This window comes from Streptosporangium nanhuense (assembly GCF_059358815.1).
This window is the reverse complement of the sequence record NZ_JCADBG010000015.1, coordinates 39,959-59,217: the sequence shown is the minus strand read 5'-3', so window position 1 is coordinate 59,217 and position 19,259 is coordinate 39,959. Positions and strand designations below refer to the sequence as shown.

Genomic DNA, 19,259 nt, shown 5'->3' with positions numbered 1-19,259 from the left:
CGCCCTCCCCTCACTGTCGTACGGCTCACTGTCATACGGCTGTCATGCGGCGCGGCGTCCCTACCCGCCGGTCGTTTTCGTGCGGCACGCCGTTCTCGCCGGTCTCGCCGTTCTCGCCGTCCTCGGCGGCCCTTCGCGGTCACGCGGCGCCGCGCCGCTCGCGGACCATCCCCGCCAGGTCGGTGAGGTCGTCGAGGCGTACGGTCTCCGCGCCCATCCGCGCCGCCAGCGAGGCGGCGAGGCCGAGGCGCACGTGGCCGCCCTCGCAGTCGACCACCACACCCGCGACCCCGGCCAGCAGTCCCGCCGCGCGGTGGGACTCCTCGACGGTGCCCGAGGTGGCCCGCCCGTCGGTGACCAGGACCACCAGCGGGCGCCTGGAGGGGTCGCGCAGGCGCTCGACCCGCAGCACCTCCGCGGCCCGCAGCAGGCCCGCGGCCAGCGGGGTACGCCCCCCGGTGGGGAGCTCGCGCAGCCGGGCCGCTCCGGCCTCGACGGAGGAGGTCGGCGGCAGGACCAGGTCGGCGCGGGCGCCGCGGAAGGTGACGAGCCCGACCTTGTCCCGGCGCTGGTAGGCGTCGAGCAGCAGGCCGAGCACCGCGGTCTTGACCGCCCGCATGCGCTGCCTGGCGGCCATGGAACCGCTCGCGTCCACCACGAACAGCACCAGGTTGCCCTCGCGGCCCTCGCGGACCGCCTCCCTGAGGTCACCGCGCCGCAGCAGCAGTCCCGGTCCGCTCCTGCCCCGCGCCACCTGGTACGGGGCGGCGGCGCCGACGGTGGCCCGCAGGTGGAGGGAGCCGGTGTGGCCCTCGGGGACCCGGGCCCCCGTGGTGCGGCCCAGGGGCGTCCTGGCGCGCGACCGGCGGCCGGGTGCTCCGGCGCCGACGCCGGGGACGGTGAACAACCGGGTCCTGCCCCCGGGCTCGGCGTCGAAGGTCCGCTCGCGGGCCGGTGCTCCCCCGGCCGCCTCCCGCGCCTCACCGGGGTTCGCGGCGGAGGTGGTGGTGGAGTCCGGGGACTCTCCCGTCCCGGGCCCGGGACCACCCGGGACGTCCGGGCCCTCCTGGGTCCCGGACCGGGGGGCGTCCCCGCCGGAGTCGCCCCGGCCGTCCGAGGTGGCGTCCTCGGCCTCGGGGCCGCCGTCGGGCGCCGGTCCGTCCGGCCCCCCGTCGGGGTCGGTGCCCCCGGGGCCGCCGGGGCCGCCGGGGTCGTCGGGCTCCTCGGGGTCGTCGGGAATCCGGTCCAGGAGGTCCTGGAGCTTGGACTCGTCCAGGCCCGGCGCGTCGAAGGGGTCGCGGCGGCGGCGGTGCGGGAGCGCGAGCCTGGCCGCCTCCCGTACGTCGTCGGCGGTGACGAAGGCGCGGCCCTGCCAGGCGGCGTGCGCGATCGCCGCACCGGCGGTGACCAGGTCGGCCCGGAGCCCGTCCACCTCGAACCCCGCGCAGACGGTGGCGATCCTGAGCAGCGCCGCGTCCGGCAGCACGACGTGGGGCACCCTGGCACGCGCCTCGGCGATGCGCGCGGCCAGCGCCCGCTCCTCGTCCGACCAGGCGGCGGCGAAGGCGTCGGGGTCGGTCTCGTAGGCCAGGCGGCGCCGTACCACGTCCACCCGCTGGGACGGCTCCCGCGAGGCCCGGACCTCCACGGTCAGCCCGAAGCGGTCGAGCAGCTGCGGGCGCAGCTCTCCCTCCTCGGGGTTCATCGTCCCGACCAGCAGGAACCTGGCCGCGTGCCGCACCGACACCCCCTCGCGCTCGACGTAGCAGGTGCCGAGGGCGGCGGCGTCGAGCAGCAGGTCCACCAGGTGGTCGTGCAGGAGGTTGACCTCGTCCACGTACAGGACGCCCCGGTGGGCGCTCGCCAGGAGGCCGGGTTCGAAGGACTTCACGCCCTCGGTGAGGGCGCGCTCGATGTCGAGGGAGCCGACGAGGCGGTCCTCGGAGGCGCCGACGGGCAGCTCGACCAGGCGGGCGGGCCGCGCGGCGCCGTCCCGCGCCCCGCCCGGCTCGGCTCCGTCCGGCTGAGCTTCACCGGGCTGGGGCTCCGTTCCCGTACGGGCCTCGTGCGGCCCGTCCGGGCAGCCGGGGTCGGGGGCGGCGGGGTCGCAGGAGAAGCGGCAGCCGGCCACCACCTCGACGGGCGGCAGGAGCGCGGCCAGCGCCCGCACGACCGTGGACTTGGCGGTGCCCTTCTCCCCCCTGACCAGCACTCCCCCGACGCGGGGGGAGACCGCGTTGAGGATCAGCGCGAGTTTCAGGTCCTCCAGCCCCACGATCGCGGTGAAGGGATAGCGGGAGTCACGCACCTTCGGGATCTCCTGTCCGTCTCGTCGGGTCAGTCGAGTCAAGGGGTCGCCGGGTGCTCGAACCGTCGGCGAACCGTCATGGGAAGTAGCTGAGCCGCCAGTGCCCGCCGCGCCCGGTGAGCGTCACACGGGCCAGTGGCGCGACGTCGACGCGCCAGAACGACCGGGCGGGGGCGCCGAGGGCGTGGACGACCGCGGCGCGGATGACCGCCGGGTGGGTGATCGCGACGGCCCTGCCGGGGGCGCGGGCGGCGAGCCAGCCGGACACCCTGGCCAGGAGCGCGGTGACCGGTTCCCCGCCGTGCGGCGCCGCGCCGGGGTCGCCGAGCCAGGAGGCGAGCGCCTCGGGCTCGGCGGCCTCGACCTCGCCGAGCGTCATCCCGCTCCAGCGGCCGTAGTCGCAGTCGGCCAGCAGCGGATCCCGCTCGGCCCGCAGGCCGAGCGCCGCCGCCGTCTGGACGCAGCGCAGCTCGGCCGGGCAGGCCGCGGGTCCCGGGCCGAGGTCCCGCGCCATCCCCTCGGCCCGGCGCAGGCCGCGTTCGTCGAGTGGTTCGTCACCCGGGAACGCGGCCCGTACCGTTGCCGAGGTGGAGGCGTGGCAGACCAGGAGCAGGCGGGTGACCCCCGAGGGGGTCGTCACACCGGGCCGCGCCTGCGGGCGGCGAAGGCGAACAGCGCGCCGACACCGGCCCAGAAGACCACCTGTGTCCCGATGGAGGCGACCCGGAAGTCCCACAGGAGGTCGGCGGGGAAGCCCTGGGGCACCTCCGAGATCTCCGGCAGGAGGATCCAGGCCGCGACGACGGGAACCAGGAGGGTGGCGCCCGCCGACAGCCAGCGCACCCACGGCTCGCTCCGCGAGGCGTAGCGGTAGGCGGCGACGGCCGCGGCGACGGCGAGGATCCCGATGACCACCGCGACCAGGTAGAGCACGGTGCGCTGGTTGATGGTCTCCGGGTCGCCGACAGCCGGCGGGTTGGCTGGATATTTCACGAAAGGGATGAGGACGACGGAGGTGAACGCGGCGGCGGCGAGGCTCACCGCGAGCACCGGTTCCGAGCGGGGCCCCGCCCGGCCGCGTACGGCCGCGTAGACGAGGGAGAACAGCCCTCCGACCGCCAGGCCGTACAGGCCGAGGGCGAGGAAGAGCCCGAAGCGCTGGCCGTCCCTGCTGACCAGGGCCTCCTCCTCGTCGTGGGAGTGGGCGGCGGCACCGGTGTCGTCGTGTGATCCGGCCGGGGCGGCGGCCGCGGCGGCCGCCTCCTCCAGCGCGATGGCCTGGTCGATGCGCGGTTCGCCGACGGTGTAGGCGAAGACGGCCGCGAGCAGCCCTGCGAGCAGTCCGGCGACGAGGCCCCGGACGATGAGTTTGGTGATCACCTGTGGCTCAGTGGCACGGAACGCCGAGCAGATGACGCCCGTCGTGCATGAGTTCGTGCAGGTAGTTTCCCGCCTGGGAGATCGCTCCCTGGTCGAAGGTGACCAGGTAGGCGAGGAGCAGCAGCACCGGTACGGCGAGCAGCCAGCGGGTGAGCGAGGGCCATGGGATGGGCTGAACGTGCGGTGCCGAGATCTGGCTCACGGCTACCTCCTCCGGGATTGACGCGTCCCTTTTCGTAGGTCGGTGGCGGCCGAGTGTGACCTGGCTTCCGGCTCCGGGGAGCCGGTTACAGTGGCGCGACCGCACCGGAATCTCACCGGATTTCCCTCGCACCGCCACAAAACACCCGGAACGTATCCCGGTTCTCCGTCCCTCGTCAATCCGAGTGTCCGGTTTGCCGGGATCCGGTCAGCGTGGGGTCCAGGCACGCCGAAGGAGGGGGCGGCCCGGCCGGGCCGCCCCCTCCTTTCAGGAGGTCACTGCTCGCCGGTCAGCGCCGTCACCAGCTCCGCGGCGGTACGGCAGCGGTCGAACAGCTCGCCCACGTGGGCCTTGGTGCCGCGCAGCGGCTCAAGGGTGGGGACGCGCTGCAGCGACTCGCGGCCGGGGATGTCGAAGATGACCGAGTCCCAGGAGGCTGCGGCCACCGACTCGCTGTACTGGCTCAGGCAACGGCCGCGGAAGTAGGCCCGGGTGTCGTTGGGCGGCACCTCGATCGCCCGCTGGACCTCTTCCTCGGTGACCAGGCGCTGCATGCGGCCCCGGGCGACCAGCCGGTTGTAGAGCCCCCGGTCGGGACGGATGTCGGAGTACTGGAGGTCGACGAGCTGCAGGCGCGGGTGCGACCAGGGAAGGCCGTCACGGGTGCGGTAGCCCTCCAGGAGCTCCAGCTTGGCCACCCAGTCGAGCTCCCGGGACAGCTGCATCGGGTCCTCCGCCAGGCGGGTGAGGACCGACTCCCAGCGCTCCAGGATGTCCTTGGTGGGCTCGTCCAGGCCGTTGGCGCTGCGCTCCTCGGCGTACTTGCGGGCGAGCTCCAGGTACTCCATCTGCAGCTGCACCGCCGTCAGCTTGCGGCCGTCGCGCATGGCGATCTCGTACTTCAGCGTCGGGTCGTGCGAGACCGCGCGCAGGGCCTGGACGGGGTTGTCCACGGCCAGGTCGCGGGTGAAGTAGTTGTCCTCGATCATGGCCAGGACGAGCGCGGTCGATCCCAGCTTCAGGTAGGTCGAGATCTCCGACATGTTGGCGTCGCCGATGATGACGTGCAGGCGGCGGTATTTCTCCGGGTCGGCGTGGGGCTCGTCCCGGGTGTTGATGATCGGCCGCTTGAGCGTCGTCTCCAGGCCCACCTCGACCTCGAAGAAGTCGGCCCGCTGGCTGATCTGGAAGCCCTCGCCCCGGGAGTCCTGGCCGATGCCGACCTTGCCCGCGCCGGTGACGACCTGCCGGGAGACGAAGAACGGCGTCAGGTGCCTGACGATGTCGGCGAACGAGGTGGCCCGGCGCATGAGGTAGTTCTCATGGCAGCCGTAGGAGGCGCCCTTGTTGTCGGTGTTGTTCTTGTAGAGCTGGATCGGGGCGTTGGCCGGCATCGCCGAGGCGCGGACCGCCGCGTCGTGCATCACCCGCTCGCCCGCCTTGTCCCAGATCACCGCCGCCCGGGGATTGGTGCACTCGGGCGTGGAGTATTCGGGGTGGGCGTGGTCGACGTACAGCCGGGCCCCGTTGGTGAGGATCACGTTTGCCAGGCCGAGGTCCTCGTCGGTCAGCTGGCTCTGGTCGGCCACCTCCCGCGCGAGGTCGAACCCCCGTGCGTCCCGCAGCGGGTTCTCCTCCTCGAAGTCCCATCGCGCGCGCCGTGCCCTGGCGGCCGAGGCCGCCAGATAGGCGTTCACGACCTGAGAGGAGGTCACCATCGCGTTGGCCCCCGGCTGTCCGGGCACGGAGATGCCGTATTCGGTCTCGATGCCCATCACCCGCCGTACCGTCATGCGCACCCTCTGTTCGTCAGGGACTGTTTCTCTCCGTGGTATCTATTCCCGACCCTAGACCCTTCACTATGCCCGGTGGTCGGACAGTTATGGCACCGAAGCCTTTTCGCCCGTTGAGAGGGGGATCGAGGAGAGCGCGGGGAACTGTGACGAGGGCGGGGATGTGCCCCTTCTCCGCCTCCTGGACTTGACGAATTCCTGAAGCGGGCGCTCGGCCACCCGGTACACCAGGTAGGAGAACGCCATCGCGGCCAGCACGGTGACCAGCGCGGTCAGCGCGGGCGGCAGCACGTCCCGCAGGGCGGGGACGATCAGCACCGCGGCCGGGGTGTGGAACAGGTAGAGCGGGTAGGTCAGCGCCCCCAGGACGACCAGGCCGCGCCAGCGCAGCCACCCCAGCCAGCCGAGTGCCACCATCGCCATGAGGGCGTAGAAACCCACCACGGTGGCGACCACGGCCCACTCGGGCACGGGCATCGCGGCGTAGCCGACGTTCTCGATCCGCCCGGCCACCCGGTCGAGCGCCGCGTTGACGGCCAGGCCCCCGCTGATCCCCGCCAGGCACCACAGGACGAGCCTGGGACCGAACCTCGTCATCAGGAAGAACGCCATGCCGCCGACGAAGTACGCCGCGTACTTGGGCATGACCACGAGATCGACCCAGGCCTCCTCGCTCCCGGTGAAGAACCCGGCCGCCAGCAGCCAGACGCCCATGAAGACCAGGCAGCGGTTGAGCGTCACCCCGATGATCACCAGGATCGAGATCAGCACGTAGAAGCGGAGCTCCACCCAGAGCGACCAGTAGACGCCGTTGGCGTCGTAGACGCCGAAGGCCCGCTGGAGCATCGTGAGGTTGACCCCGTACTCGCCGAGGCTGAGCTTGGGGTCCAGGGCCGTGGCGGCGGTCAGCCCGTAGACCGCGGCGGTGACGGCCACGCTGACCCAGTAGGCGGGAAAGAGCCGCACCAGCCGGGAGAGGGCGAACGCCCCCAGGCCCCGCCCCCAGATGCTCATCAGGATCACGAAGCCGCTGATCATGAAGAACAGCTCGACGCCGAGGATGCCGAGCCCGGAGACGGTGGAGATCGCCGGGAACAGCTCGGCCGGGCGCTCGCCCCACACCGAGGCGAAGGCGATGAAGTAGTGGAAGGCGAGCACCGCGATGGCGGCGAGGAAGCGCAGGAGGTCGAGCTCGGCGAGGCGGCCACTTCCCCGAAGCGCCTCGCGGGAGCCCGTGCCGTTCACCGGGCGGCCGGGCCGGAATGTTCACGCACGCCACTTGGACGGCATCTCGATCAGTTGGGTTCCCAGGGGCGGCTGTCTATTTCCTTTCACTTACGGGACGGGTGTGAAAGAAGGTACGGAACTACCAAGAAAAGGGGACAAAAAGGACTAAGGCTCACTAATCGCCAAATATCAGTGAAAGTTTTGAAAGACAGCGACGGCGCGGCTCTCACGAGGAGAGCCGCGCCGCCGGTCACCCGTGGCTACAGGTGGTTACAGGTACTGGCCGGTGTTGGCCACCGTGTCGATGGAGCGGCCGGCCTCGGTGCCCTGCTTGCCCGTCACGAGGGTGCGGATGTAGACGATCCGCTCGCCCTTCTTGCCGGAGATGCGGGCCCAGTCGTCGGGGTTGGTGGTGTTGGGCAGGTCCTCGTTCTCGGAGAACTCGTCCACGCAGGCCGCCAGCAGATGCTGGATCCGCAGGCCCTTCTGCCCGGTCTCCAGGAACTGCTTGATCGCCATCTTCTTGCCGCGGTCGACGATGTTCTGGATCATCGCGCCGGAGTTGAAGTCCTTGAAGTACAGGACCTCCTTGTCGCCGTTGGCGTAGGTCACCTCGAGGAAGCGGTTCTCCTCGCTCTCGGTGTACATCCGCTCGACGACCCGCTGGATCATGCCGGAGATGGTCTCCTGGCGGTTGGAGTCGTGCTCGGAGAGATCCTCGGCGTGCAGCGGGAGCTCGGGGATGAGGTACTTGGAGAAGATGTCCTTGGCCGCCTCGGCGTCCGGCCGCTCGATCTTGATCTTGACGTCCAGGCGGCCGGGCCGCAGGATCGCCGGGTCGATCATGTCCTCGCGGTTGGAGGCGCCGATCACGATGACGTTCTCCAGGCCCTCGACGCCGTCGATCTCCGACAGGAGCTGGGGAACGATGGTGTTCTCGACGTCGGAGGAGACGCCCGAGCCTCGGGTCCGGAAGATCGAGTCCATCTCGTCGAAGAACACGATCACCGGGGTGCCCTCGGAGGCCTTCTCGCGAGCCCGCTGGAAGACCAGGCGGATGTGCCGCTCGGTCTCGCCGACGTACTTGTTGAGAAGCTCGGGGCCCTTGATGTTGAGGAAGAAGCTCTTGCCGGACTGGCCGGTCTTCTCCGCGACCTGCTTGGCCAGGGAGTTGGCGACGGCCTTGGCGATGAGCGTCTTGCCGCAGCCGGGCGGGCCGTAGAGCAGGACGCCCTTGGGCGGGCGGAGCTTGTGCTCGCGGAAGAGGTCGGCGTGCAGGTACGGGAGCTCGATGGCGTCCCGGATCTGCTCGATCTGCCGCATGAGCCCGCCGATCTCCTCGTAGGAGATGTCGGGCACCTCCTCCAGGACGAGCTCCTCGACCTCGGACTTGGGAATCCGCTCGTAGACGTAGCCCGAGCGGGGTTCGAGCAGCAGGGAGTCGCCCGCCCGGATCGGCTGGTCCATCAGCGACTCGGCGAGCTTCACCACCCGCTCCTCGTCGGCGTGCGAGATCACCAGCGCGCGCTGGCCGTCCTCAAGGAGCTCCTTGAGCATCACGATCTCGCCCAGCTCCTCGAAGCCGAGGGCCTCGACCACGTTGAGCGCCTCGTTGAGCATGACCTCCTGGCCACGCTTCAACGCCTCGACGTCCACCGCGGGGCTCACGTTCACCCTGAGCTTGCGGCCACCGGTGAAGACCTCCACCGTGCCGTCTTCCCTGGTTTCGAGGAACACACCGAACCCGGACGGCGGTTGCGCCAGCCGGTCCACTTCTTCCTTCAAGGCGACGATCTGGTCTCTGGCCTCCTTGAGGGTGGCCACCAGACGCTCGTTCTGGCCGGTTACGGCCGCGAGGTTCGCCTGCACGTCATGGAGACGCTCTTCGAGAATCCTGGCCTGCCGGGGAGACTCCGTAAGCTTCCGACGCAACGCGGTGATCTCCTCCTGCAGGAAGGAGACCTGTGTTGTGAGGTCGGCGACCTCCCGTTCGCGCTGCGCGGCACGAGCCTCAGCGTCGTCGCGAGCTGCCACGGCGTCACCTCCTTCCCAGTCGAGACCGACTACTCAAAACCCTACCCATCTGAGGGCTGTCCCTTACCTGGCTGAGCAGTGTTCATATGACTACATTAAGTGCGTGATGATTAATCCCTTTTGGCGCTTTTAGTCCTAGAAGTATAAGAACACGAAGGTCTGCTTCCGTGTCACGCTCTCAAGGACCGTCGTGGCCGAATCGTCATCATGTGGCGGAAGACGTGGAAGTCGTGGACTCCTCGCCATGTGCCCCCTTCGCCGGACGTCTACGTCGAGGTGGTGGCGTCACCCCGTCGGCCATGCGACGGGCCGTGACCAGGAACCCGGTGTGGCCGACCATCCTGTGGTCGGGCCGCACCGCCAGCCCCTCGACATGCCAGTCACGAACCAGGGTCTCCCACGCATGGGGCTCGGTGAAACTCCCGTGCTCCCGCAGAGTTTCGACCGTCCGCGACAGCTGGGTTGTGGTCGCGACATAACAGCAGATCACACCACCCGGGGTGAGAGCCCGGGCCGCGGCGTCCACACATTCCCAGGGGGCGAGCATGTCCAGGATGATCCGGTCGACGTCGCTCTCGTCGAGATCCTCGACGAAGTCGCCGACCACCAGGCGCCACTGCTTCATCGGGCCGCCGTAGAACTTCTCCACGTTCTTGGTGGCGATCTCGGCGAAGTCCTGGCGCCGCTCGTACGAGGTGAGGGTGCCCTCGGCGCCGACGGCGCGCAGCAGGAAGCAGGTGAGCGCGCCGGAGCCGACGCCCGCCTCCACCACCTTGGCCCCGGGGAAGATGTCGGCCATGGCCACGATCTGGGCCGAGTCCTTGGGGTAGATCACCGCGGCGCCGCGCGGCATGGACAGCGTGTAGTCCTGGAGCAGGTGCCTGAACGCCAGATACTGGGTGCCGCCGGACGAACGCACCACCGAGCCCTCGGGCTGGCCGATCAGCTCACTGTGCGGGATCCCGCCCTTGTGCGTGTGGAACACGCCGTCTTCCTTCAACGTCACCGTGTGACGCTTGTTCTTGGGGTCGGTGAGCTGAACCTGATCCCCGGCCTGAAACGGCCCATGCCTGCGAAAACCCATGACGGCAAGGTTATCGGCGCGCGGCGGTGTCCTCGGACCGCCGGGGCGCCCCGGACGCGGGCACGAGGGGGCGTGCCGGGATCCCGCGACGCGAGAGGGGGACGGGCGGAGGTGATCCACGAAATGATTCGCCCCTTAAAGCGGCACCTGGTAGCTGTTGTGGTGTGTTCTCCCATGATGTGATTCCAGCCGGCCCCGTCGTCCTGAGGCCGCTGGCCCCCGACGACGCCGAGGCGATCGTCCGGGCCTGCGCCGACCCGGAGATCATCCGCTTCCTCCCCCTCATTCCCGTGCCCTACACCCGGGACGACGCGCTCCAGTATTTGGAGCTGACACGGCAGGAGTGGCAGACCGGAGGGGCGCCGTTCGCGATCGCGGACGCGGGCACGGGCGAGTGGCTGGGCAACATGGGTCTCATGGCCCGTCCCCGAGGCGTCACCGAGATCGGCTACCTGGTCGCGCCGTGGGCGCGGGGCCGCGGGGTGGCCACGGCCGCCGTCTCCGCGCTGGCCAGGTGGGGGTTCGACCACGGCGCCGGGCGCGTCGAGCTGTTCGCCAACGTGGAGAACCTGCCCAGCCAGCGGGTCGCCCTGGCCGCGGGTTTCCAGCGCGAGGGCGTGCGGCGCGGGGCCGAGGAGCAGCGTGACGGCACCCGCCACGACCTGGTGGCCTTCGCGCGCCTGCCCGGCGACTCCGGCGAGCGCGTGCGGCCCCTCCTGCCGGACTTCCCCGGCGGCTCGCTGACCGACGGGGTGGTGCGGCTGCGGCCGCTCACCGCCGCCGACACCGCCGACTACCTGGCGCTGCGGAACCTGCCCGACATCATGAAGTACAGCGTCCCCTCCGAGCCCACCACCTTCGAGCAGGCCGAGGAGCGCTGCCGCACCGCCGGCGCGAGCCGGCTGGCCGGCACGGGGGCGGAGATCGCGATCCTGGACGCCGAGACGGGCGCGTTCGCCGGGGACATCCAGCTCAGCGGGGTGATCCCCCCGCTGGGGCAGGCCATGACCGGCTACAGCGTGCTGCCGGAGTTCCGCGGCAGGGGCTTCGCCGCCAGGGCGGTGGACCTGCTGGTCGGCTGGGCCTTCGAGCACACCTCCCTGGCCCGGATCATCGCCGGCACCTCGCCCGGCAACGTCGCCTCGCACCGCGTGCTGGAGCGCGCGGGCTTCACCCGGGAGGCCCTGCTGCGCGGGCTGCTGCCCGGCCCCGGCGGCACGCGCCTGGACGACGTCCAGTGGTACCGCCTGCGGGGCGACGCCCGGCATTAGCCGCACACGGCTCACCCGTCCCGGCCCGCTCACCCGTCCCAGCGCGGGTCCGGGCGGGCCCCGGCGGGCCCCGGCGGGCTCAGTCGGCGCCGAAGCGGGCCCTGAGCTTGGCGTAGGCGGCGTCGGTGCCCTGGAGCGCCCGGTCGATGTCGGCGTCGGTGTGGGCGGCGGACAGGAACCAGTTGTGCCACGGGTGGAGGTAGACCCCCTCCTCCAGGCAGGCCGCGGCCCAGAACATGCCCTTGTCCAGCGTCGCGTCGCCCTCGAAGGAGAGCCACGGGATCTGCACCGGCCCCGTCTGGTTGACCGTGAAACCGTGGGAGGCGGCCTGGGCGGCGAGGCCCTCGCGCAGGCGCGTGCCCGCGCGCTCCATCAGGGCGATGCCGTCGATGGCGTGCAACGTCTCGATCGTGGCCTTGGCCGCGGCCATCGGGGCGGCGTTGAACCAGAAGGAGCCGGTGGAGTAGAGCGTCTGGGCGGGCCCGCGCAGGGAGTCCACCCCGGTGACGGCGGCGATCGGGTGGCCGTTGGCCATGGCCTTGCTGAAGGCGTACAGGTCGGGGCGCACGCCCAGGGGCTCCCAGGAGCCGCCCAGGTCGATCCGCCAGCCCCCGCGCACGTCGTCGATCACCAGCGCGGCGCCGATCCGGTCGGCCAGGGCCCGTACCCCCCGGGCGAACTCCACGGCGACGAGCTCCTGGTCCTCGAACGAGTCGTGCTTGAACGGCGTCACGATGATCGCGGCGACGTCGCCCTCCGCCTGGGCCGCGGCGGCCTCGGCGCTGGCCAGGTCGTTGTAGGTGAACTCGACCAGGTCCGCCCGCTCGTTGGGGGTGGTCCCCGCCGTGCCGGGCGTGCACCACGGGTCGGCCCCGTGGTAGGCGCCGTGCGCCATGAGGACCTTGGTCCTGCCGGTGGCGGCGCGGGCGACCATCAGCGCCTGGGTGGTGGCGTCGGTGCCGTTCTTGGAGAACATCACCCAGTCGGCCTGCGGGACGGTCTCCACCAGCAGCTCGGCGAGCTCCACGTAGACGGGGCCGGGGCCGTTGAGGCAGTCGCCCGCGGCGAGCTGGGTCGCGACGGCGCTCTCGACGGCGGGGTGACGGTGGCCGAGGACCATGGGCCCCCAGGAGCACATGAGGTCGACGTACTCGCGCCCGTCGGCGTCACGCTGGCGGCAGCCCTCGCCACCGACGAAGAACTGCGGGTAGGCGGGACCGTGCAGGGCCGCGTTCAGGTGGCCGTACATGCCGCCGGGGACGACCTTGGCGGCCCGCTCCCTGAGTTTGGCGTCGATGGACATGCGTCGTCCTTTCACGTCTGGGTTCACGTCCGGATGCGTTCCGGCGGCCGGGTGCCGCTTTCGCCGCCCGTACGGACCCCGGGGAGGTGGGTCCGTACGGGCGGCGAGGTCACTTCTCGTCCCGGAGCTCCCGCGCCCCGTCGAGGCCCGCGTCCGAGCCGAGGCCCCCGGCGACGCGGGCGGCCAGCGCGGTGCCGAGCCGCGCGGCGCCCTCCACGTCGCGGCCGTCGACCAGGCCGGCGACGAACCCGGCGCAGTAGGCGTCACCGCACCCGGTGGTGTCGACCACCGGCACGTCCAGGGCGGGAACACGGGTGAGGCCCTTCGCGTCGGCGATCAGGCTCCCGTCCGCGCCGAGCGTGACCAGGACGGCCGAGGGCCCCTCCGGCATCAGGGCCAGCAGGGACAGCGCGGCCTCCTCCACGTCGGCGGCGCCGCTCATCAGCAGCGCCTGCTCCTCGTTGGGCAGGAGGTAGTCGACGTGCGGCAGGAAGCCGCGGACCCCCTGCATGAGGTCCGGCATGTTGGACAGCAGGTCCATGGTCACGATCGTGCCCGCCGCCCGCGCCTCGTCCAGCAGCGCGTAGAACGCGGGGTCGTACAGGCCCCAGGTGACGTCCATGCCGCCCAGGTGCACGGCCCGCGCGCCGAGGACGGTCTCGCGGGCGACGTCGGCGGTGGACAGGCCCAGGTTGGCGCCGGGGACGTGGAAGGAGGGGCGTCCGCCGTCGGGACGGATCGGCAGGATCGAGGCGGCGGTCTGCTCCCCCGGCCTGCGGACGATCCCGGCCACCTCCACCCCGCGCCGCCTCATCATCATGACGAGCAGGTCCCCGAGCTCGTCGTCGCCGATCGCTCCCACCGAGGCCACCGGGACGCCGAGCGCGGCCAGATCGACGGCGGTCGCGGCCGCGGCGCCCGCGGCGGTGACGCGGATCTGCTCCAGCAGGTGGGTGTCCTGCCCGGCGGGAATCGACTCCACCGGTCTGGCGAGCACGTCCACGATGTGCACGCCGAGGGTGACGACGGTCATAGCGAGTCCTCCTCGTGTCTTCAGCGGATAATAGACGGGCGACCGACTAAAATGTCAACGAATCCGTTCGGGGAGGAAGAGATGCCGAAGATCGTCAATCACGGCGAGCGCCGCGAGGAGGTCGTCGAGGCCGCGCGCCGCATCATCCTGCGCGAGGGGATCGAGGCCGCCACCACCCGGGCCATCGCCAAGGAGGCCGGCTACTCCAACGGGGTGCTGACCCACTACTTCGCCGACAAGGACGACATCATGCTGTCGGCGCTGCGCTCCTCGCACCGGCGCATCGTGGAGCGCCTGCGCGGCAAGCTGGCGGGTCTCACCGGGCTGGCCGCGCTGCGCGAGCTCCTCCTGGACAACCTCCCGCTGGACGAGGAGCGCGCCGGGGAGAGCGGGCTGGAGATCGGCTTCTGGAGCCGCAGCATGACCAGCCCCGCGATGCTGGAGGCACAGCGCGCCGAGGCCGAGGAGCTGCGCTATCTGGTACGCAGCCTGCTCGGCGCCGCGGCGGGCTGCGGGGAGATCGCCACGGCCGACGACCTCGACGACGTCACGGAGCGGCTGCTCGCCCTCGTCGACGGGCTGAGCGCGCACCACCTGCTCTACCCGGACAGGCTAGGCGCCGCGCGCCTGGAACGGATGCTCGACGCCGAGCTGGACCGCCTCCGCCCCTCTCAGGCCAGCAGCGCGTAGAGCCGGTCGGCCACCCCCCTGGCGGTGGGCCGCTTGGCCACGTCGCCGAGGCAGGACTGGACCAGGTCCGACAGCTCGGGCTCCAGGCCCGGGTCGATCGACGGCGGCGTGCTGTTCAGCTTGCGCAGGGTCAGCAGCGGGTCGTGGGTGGGCAGCTCCCCGTAGAGCCCGTTGCCGCTCACCGCCCGGTGCAGCGTCGCGCCCAGCGACCACACGTCTCCCGCCGGTGTGGGGGTCTCCCCCTGCAACAGCGTGGGATCGGTGAACTCCACCGAACCGATGTCGCCCATCCCGGTCACCGTCGCGCCCGGCGTCAGCACCTGCGACAGGCCCAGGTCCGAGAGCTTGCCGCCGTCGCCGGTGAGCAGCACGTTGCCGGGGCGGATGTCACGGTGGACGATCCCCTCCTCGTGCAGCGCCTGCGCCGCGTGGGAGACGCAGGCGACCGCGCGCAGCACCCGCTCGCGCGAGGGGGGCTCCGCGGGGCGCGACAGCGAGCCGCCCGGCAGGTACTCCATCGAGTAGTAGAACACCCCGCCCTGCTGCCCGGCGTCGTAGAGCCGCACCAGATAGGGCGAGCGCACCGCGGCGAACGCCTTCAACTCCCTCGTCGCGCGGCGGAACGCGTCGTTCCCGGTGCCGCCCACCACCTTCACCGCGACCAGGTCCGCCTCGACCGGCAACCGTTCCGGCCTCTTCGCCAAGTAGAACTCGCCGTGGTTGCCCGCCCCCAGTGACCGGACGAACTCGTAATCGGCGATGCCTTCCACCAACGGTCTCCCTCCATGCCCGCATGACGTTCGCGACGACATTCCGCACACGGTAACGTCGCCCTCGATATTCTCGGGGCTTTTCTTCACATACGGAAAGCGTGCTGGCAAGTGCTCCATATGGACCTGCTTCTCCTCGACCTTGTCATCGTCCTCGCGGCGGCCCGGCTGTTCGGAGCACTGGCCAGGAAGCTCGGTCAACCACCGGTCATCGGTGAGATCGTGGCGGGCATCCTGCTGGGCCCCACCCTGCTGGGCCCCCTCGTCGGCGACCAGCTGTTCGGCCCCGAGATGCGGCCCCCGCTGCAGGCCCTGGCCAACGTCGGCCTCGTGCTGTTCATGTTCGTCGTCGGCCTCGAGCTGGACCAGAAGCTGGTCAGGGGCAAGGGCCGGATCGCGGTGACCGTGGCCCTCGGCTCGACGGTCGTGCCGTTCGTCCTGGGCTGCGTGCTCGCGCTGGCCATCGCGGGCGAGCACGTGGGCGGCGACAGGACCCTGCCGTTCGTGCTGTTCATGGGCGCGGCGATGGCGGCCACCGCGTTCCCGGTGCTGGCCAGGATCCTCACCGACCGGGGGATGCAGCGCATCACGCTCGGCGGCCTCGCCCTGGCCTCGGCGGCCGTCATCGACGTGCTCGCCTGGACCGTCCTGGCGGTGGTGGTGGGCATCGCCGGGGCGGGAGAGGCCGAGGGGCAGTGGAAGGTCCTGCTCGCCCTGCCGTACGCGCTGGTGATGTTCCTGGTGGTCAAGCCGCTGCTGGCCCGCCTGGTGCCCGCGTACGAGAGGGCCGGGCGGCTGACGCCCGGACTGCTCTCGCTGGTGCTCATCGGCCTGATCGCGTCGGCCTGGGCCACCGAGTGGATGCACGTCCACTTCATCTTCGGGGCGTTCGTGTTCGGCACGGTGATGCCCCGCGAGGGGGCGGAGCGGCTCAACCACGAGATCCTGGAGCGGCTGGAGCAGCTCGCCGTGCTGCTGCTGTTGCCGATGTTCTTCGTGGTGGCGGGTCTCAACGTCAACCTGCGCGAGCTCGACCTGTCCAGCCTCGGCACGCTCGCCGCGATCCTGGCCGTCGCGATCGGCGGCAAGGTGCTCGGCTCCTACGCCGCCGCCCGGACGCAGCGGCTGCCCGCCCGGCAGTCCTGGACGCTGGCCGCCCTGCTCAACACGCGGGGGCTCACCGAGATCGTCATCCTCACCGTCGGCCTGCAGAAGGGCGTGCTCGACGACGAGCTGTACTCGCTCATGGTGGTCATGGCCCTGGTCACGACCGCGATGACCGGCCCGCTGGTGCGCAGGCTCTATCCCGACCGGCGGGTGGCCCGCGACATCGCCGACGCCGAGCGCGCCGCCCTCGGGGTGACCGCCGCCCACCGGGTGCTGGTGATCGTGCCGGAACCTCCCGCCGAGCAGGCCCCGCTGGTCGGCCTGGCCACCACCCTGGCCCTCTCGAAAGTCCCGTCCGAGGTGGTCCTGGGCCACCTGCGCCCCTACCCGGCGGGCCGCCTGGAGGTCGGCAGCGGCCTCTCCTCGGAGCTGGCCGAGCTGGCCGAGACCCTTCAGGAGCTGGAGACGCTGGCCGCCACGGCCCGCGAACGCGGCTCGGACAGCAGGGTGGTGAGCCGGTTCAGCGCGGACGTGGCGGGCGAGCTGCCGGGGCTGGCCTCCGGAGCCCGTCCCGACCTGCTGGTGCTGCCCGCCGACGTCCCCGGCCACGCCGGCGTGCGCGACGGCGCCACCTGCCGCGTGGTGACCGTGACCGCGGCCGTGCCGCCCTCAGAACCGGAGTCCCCGGCCCTGTCCCCGGCCGCGCCCCCGTTCGACGGCTCCGGCCCTGTGGCGGTGCACCACGTCGCGGGGGGTGACGCGGCCGTCCACGTGGCGCTCGCCCTCGCGACGTCGCGGGGACGCCCCCTGGTCCTCACCGGGGGAGGCCGGGCCCCGGCACTGGCCCAGCGGCTGGTCAAGCTCGGGGTGGAGGCCACCTCGGGCCCGGTCCCGGAAGGCGCGCTGGTCGTGGCCGCCGACACGGCGAACGCCCCGGAAGGCGCCCACCTGCTGGTCCGCGCCGAGCAGGACGCCGACCCCGTCGACTGGAGCGAGGCCGTCTCCGCCCTGCGCGCCCTCGTCGCCCCGGCCGCGCGGCCCTGACCGTCCCGCCCGCCGGTCCGCCGGTCCGGCGGTGCCGGACCGGGCCGGCCCCGGACGCGCGCCGGGCGGCACGGCCGTGGCCGTACCGCCCGGAAGGCGAGAGTCGTTCTCAGCGGTTGCGGTGCGACTCGTAGCGCATGGTGCGCGAGACACCGATCCGCACGGTGGTGCCGGGCAGGATCGCGACCGGCTCGTTCGGCGGGATGTCGTAGAAGTTGGGGTCGCCGGGCGGCTGGATCTGGGTGCCGTTGACCGACCCCAGGTCGACCAGGTTGACGTCCCAGCCGTCCAGCGCCACCCGCAGGTGACGCCGGGAGACCGAGCCGTCGGGGCTGGTGACCTTGGCCGGGCGCACCGAGCCGTCGGCCACCTCCGGAGCCCGCTCGGGGTCGCGGCCCACCAGGTAGTCGGTGTCGAGCCGCAGCGTCAGGCCGTCGTCCAGGAGCAGCACCCCCAGCGGCGGGCGCGGCCCCTTGTAGGGGACCAGGGTGCGCTGGACCAGCGCGATGCCGCAGACCGCGCAGTAGGGCACGCGGGGGTCGTTGAAGTGGTCGTTCTTGCAGTCGACCCCGTAGACCAGCGGCCGCGCCTCGGGCTCGGCCACGGGACCTGCGGGGTCGTTGCCCGGCTGCGAGCCGCCGGGCGTCAGCAGCTCGTACTCGAACGGCTGGTCGCGCACGTCGATGGGGTCCCCGCCCATCCCGCTCGCCATCGCGGTGTCGATGTCCTCGTGGTGGACGACCGCCGGGGCGGGCCCGGTGGAGGGCCCGCCGGAGTGGCCGGGAGAGGAGTGGCCGGGAGAGGAGAGCGGGCCCTGCGGCGCCGGCTCGGAGTGCCACCCCTGCGGCTGCGGCTCGCGCCGCGGCTCGGCCGGCGGGGCCGCCGGGGGGTAGGACTCGGCCGGCCCCATCGGGTAGGGCGCGGGCGGGGCGGGCTCCGGAGGGGCCGACCACTCGGGGGGCGCCGACCGCTCGGGCGGCGCGGGCATCGGGGTGGGCGCGGGGGCCGAGGGCTCCATCCGGGGCGCGGCCTGCGGGACGTGCTGCTGGGCGTGCTGCCCCCGGGGCCCGGCGGACTCCGTCCGCGACACGGCCCGCGGGGCGGCGCCCGCCTCGGTCAGGTCGCACCAGACCCCGCCCGCGACGATCACCCCGGCGTCCAGCCGGGACAGCGGGTGGGCGTCGCCGGCCTCGGGCAGGCGCAGCTCCACCCGGGTCACCGGGCCGGGGACCAACCGGTCGGACCAGGTGAGCGCGTCACGGCCGGCGAGCTGGATCTCGCCGTTCGCGCCGGTCACCGACGCGAACGCCGGGCCGCTGACCAGGACGGCCACTCCCCCGCTGACGGGACCGGCGACGGCGCACGCCACCGGCTCGCCCATCATGACGGCGAGGATCTGGGCGACCCGGCGGGCCAGCGCCCGGCCGTCGCCGCCGGAGGCCGCGGTCTCCCGCATCGCCCCCAGCAGATCCTCGACGACGGCCTCGGCCGCGTCGCACACCAGCAGCAGGCCGCCCTCGTGGGCCACCAGCCCGTTGCCCGGAAGCGGACGCACCACCCCGAAGCCCTGGTCGGTCACAGAACTCTCCCTCCCCGGAAACGCCACCGGATGAACGGCACCCTCATGGGACCGTTCGTCACCAACCAGATGCTTACCCAGACGAGTGTGAAATGTGTCCAGAAGGCGGCCGGTGGGACCGGATCGATGAAATCAACTGCACCGGACCGTAGCAAAAAGTACAGCACAAGACCTTCGGGCACGAGTGTCAGCAGGCCGAACAGGGTCGGCCAGTCCTTCTCCCACCTGAACTGCATCAGGAAGTGGTATATCAGCTCCCAGAAGACCCCCAGCACGGCCACCGCCGCGATGACCAGGAGGCCGTTGACGTAGCGGCCGGAGAGAGAGCCGGAGCCGGGGAGCAGCGGGACGATCAGCAGGGTGATGACCACGCCGACGGTGGCGAGCATGAACAGGCGCGTCTGAATACGGCCCAGCAGGGTCGGAACCACGGG

Annotated in this window: 16 protein-coding genes and 1 riboswitch; of the genes, 3 read left to right on the top strand and 13 right to left on the bottom strand. The window is 71.9% G+C overall.

From position 1 onward, the window contains the following. Positions 1-139: 139 nt before the first annotated feature. From AC5L38_RS26935 to AC5L38_RS26900, 8 genes are all read right to left on the bottom strand, one after another. On the bottom strand, positions 140-2,308 hold the full coding sequence (locus tag AC5L38_RS26935) for a VWA domain-containing protein (RefSeq protein WP_495245604.1): 2,169 nt from the start codon (positions 2,306-2,308) through the stop codon (positions 140-142). Between the two features lie 76 nt (positions 2,309-2,384). Beyond that, the gene (locus AC5L38_RS26930) at positions 2,385-2,948 is read right to left on the bottom strand and encodes a histidine phosphatase family protein (RefSeq protein WP_495245603.1); all 564 of its coding nucleotides are present in this window, start codon (positions 2,946-2,948) and stop codon (positions 2,385-2,387) included. Next, positions 2,945-3,688: a CbtA family protein gene (locus AC5L38_RS26925; protein ID WP_495245602.1), complete on the bottom strand. Its 744-nt coding sequence runs from the start codon at positions 3,686-3,688 to the stop codon at positions 2,945-2,947. Before AC5L38_RS26925 ends, AC5L38_RS26930 begins: the two co-directional genes overlap by 4 nt. A 7-nt stretch (positions 3,689-3,695) precedes the next feature. Beyond that, entirely contained in the window at positions 3,696-3,890 is a 195-nt protein-coding gene (locus AC5L38_RS26920) for a CbtB domain-containing protein (protein ID WP_350967788.1), read from the bottom strand. 17 nt (positions 3,891-3,907) lie between these two features. Continuing rightward, positions 3,908-4,041, bottom strand: a riboswitch (adenosylcobalamin (AdoCbl) riboswitch). Between the two features lie 124 nt (positions 4,042-4,165). After that, complete coding sequence (gene dop / locus AC5L38_RS26915) at positions 4,166-5,683, bottom strand: depupylase/deamidase Dop (RefSeq protein ID WP_495245601.1); 1,518 nt, start codon at positions 5,681-5,683, stop codon at positions 4,166-4,168. An 87-nt stretch (positions 5,684-5,770) separates the two neighbouring features. Next, positions 5,771-6,928: an acyltransferase family protein gene (locus AC5L38_RS26910; RefSeq protein ID WP_495245600.1), complete on the bottom strand. Its 1,158-nt coding sequence runs from the start codon at positions 6,926-6,928 to the stop codon at positions 5,771-5,773. A gap of 252 nt (positions 6,929-7,180) precedes the next feature. Continuing rightward, complete coding sequence (arc, locus tag AC5L38_RS26905) at positions 7,181-8,944, bottom strand: proteasome ATPase (protein WP_495245599.1); 1,764 nt, start codon at positions 8,942-8,944, stop codon at positions 7,181-7,183. A 205-nt stretch (positions 8,945-9,149) separates the two neighbouring features. Next, on the bottom strand, positions 9,150-10,028 hold the full coding sequence (locus AC5L38_RS26900; RefSeq protein ID WP_495245598.1) for a tRNA (adenine-N1)-methyltransferase: 879 nt from the start codon (positions 10,026-10,028) through the stop codon (positions 9,150-9,152). A 179-nt stretch (positions 10,029-10,207) separates the two neighbouring features. Here AC5L38_RS26900 and AC5L38_RS26895 point away from each other — a divergent pair, with 179 nt between their 5' ends. Further along, entirely contained in the window at positions 10,208-11,299 is a 1,092-nt protein-coding gene (locus AC5L38_RS26895; RefSeq protein WP_495245597.1) for a GNAT family N-acetyltransferase, read from the top strand. 79 nt (positions 11,300-11,378) lie between these two features. Here AC5L38_RS26895 and AC5L38_RS26890 read toward each other — a convergent pair whose 3' ends face one another. Next, positions 11,379-12,602 carry an aminotransferase class III-fold pyridoxal phosphate-dependent enzyme gene (locus AC5L38_RS26890; RefSeq protein ID WP_495245596.1) on the bottom strand — a complete coding sequence of 408 codons (1,224 nt, stop codon included), beginning with the start codon at positions 12,600-12,602 and terminating at the stop codon, positions 11,379-11,381. Between the two features lie 109 nt (positions 12,603-12,711). Then, positions 12,712-13,635: a carbohydrate kinase family protein gene (locus AC5L38_RS26885; RefSeq protein ID WP_495245595.1), complete on the bottom strand. Its 924-nt coding sequence runs from the start codon at positions 13,633-13,635 to the stop codon at positions 12,712-12,714. An 81-nt stretch (positions 13,636-13,716) separates the two neighbouring features. Between AC5L38_RS26885 and AC5L38_RS26880 the strand changes: the two genes are divergently transcribed. Next, a complete protein-coding gene (locus AC5L38_RS26880; protein ID WP_495245594.1) occupies positions 13,717-14,325 on the top strand; it encodes a TetR/AcrR family transcriptional regulator in 609 nt (202 codons plus the stop codon). On the opposite strand, the gene AC5L38_RS26875 is transcribed toward AC5L38_RS26880, so the two are convergent. Next, positions 14,307-15,095 carry a serine/threonine-protein kinase gene (locus AC5L38_RS26875; protein WP_495245593.1) on the bottom strand — a complete coding sequence of 263 codons (789 nt, stop codon included), beginning with the start codon at positions 15,093-15,095 and terminating at the stop codon, positions 14,307-14,309. The genes AC5L38_RS26880 and AC5L38_RS26875 overlap by 19 nt on opposite strands. A gap of 120 nt (positions 15,096-15,215) precedes the next feature. On the opposite strand from AC5L38_RS26875, the gene AC5L38_RS26870 reads away from it, so the two are divergent. Then, positions 15,216-17,246 (top strand): cation:proton antiporter, encoded by a 2,031-nt coding sequence (locus AC5L38_RS26870; RefSeq protein ID WP_495245592.1) that lies wholly within the window; start codon positions 15,216-15,218, stop codon positions 17,244-17,246. 109 nt (positions 17,247-17,355) lie between these two features. Here the strand turns inward: AC5L38_RS26870 and AC5L38_RS26865 are convergent, their stop codons facing one another. Both AC5L38_RS26865 and AC5L38_RS26860 read right to left on the bottom strand, forming a co-directional pair. After that, a complete protein-coding gene (locus tag AC5L38_RS26865) occupies positions 17,356-18,825 on the bottom strand; it encodes an FHA domain-containing protein (protein ID WP_495245591.1) in 1,470 nt (489 codons plus the stop codon). Further along, a complete protein-coding gene (locus AC5L38_RS26860) occupies positions 18,822-19,256 on the bottom strand; it encodes a hypothetical protein (RefSeq protein WP_495245590.1) in 435 nt (144 codons plus the stop codon). The genes AC5L38_RS26865 and AC5L38_RS26860 overlap by 4 nt, the downstream gene beginning before the upstream one ends. Between the last annotated feature and the right edge of the window lie 3 nt (positions 19,257-19,259).

Coding starts and splice junctions, on each gene's coding strand:
- AC5L38_RS26890 (WP_495245596.1), bottom strand. CDS start 12,602: ATGTCCATCGACGCCAAACTCAGGGAGCGGGCCGCCAAGGTCGTCCCC.
- dop (WP_495245601.1), bottom strand. CDS start 5,683: ATGACGGTACGGCGGGTGATGGGCATCGAGACCGAATACGGCATCTCC.
- AC5L38_RS26870 (WP_495245592.1), top strand. CDS start 15,216: ATGGACCTGCTTCTCCTCGACCTTGTCATCGTCCTCGCGGCGGCCCGG.
- AC5L38_RS26900 (WP_495245598.1), bottom strand. CDS start 10,028: ATGGGTTTTCGCAGGCATGGGCCGTTTCAGGCCGGGGATCAGGTTCAG.
- AC5L38_RS26885 (WP_495245595.1), bottom strand. CDS start 13,635: ATGACCGTCGTCACCCTCGGCGTGCACATCGTGGACGTGCTCGCCAGA.
- AC5L38_RS26880 (WP_495245594.1), top strand. CDS start 13,717: ATGCCGAAGATCGTCAATCACGGCGAGCGCCGCGAGGAGGTCGTCGAG.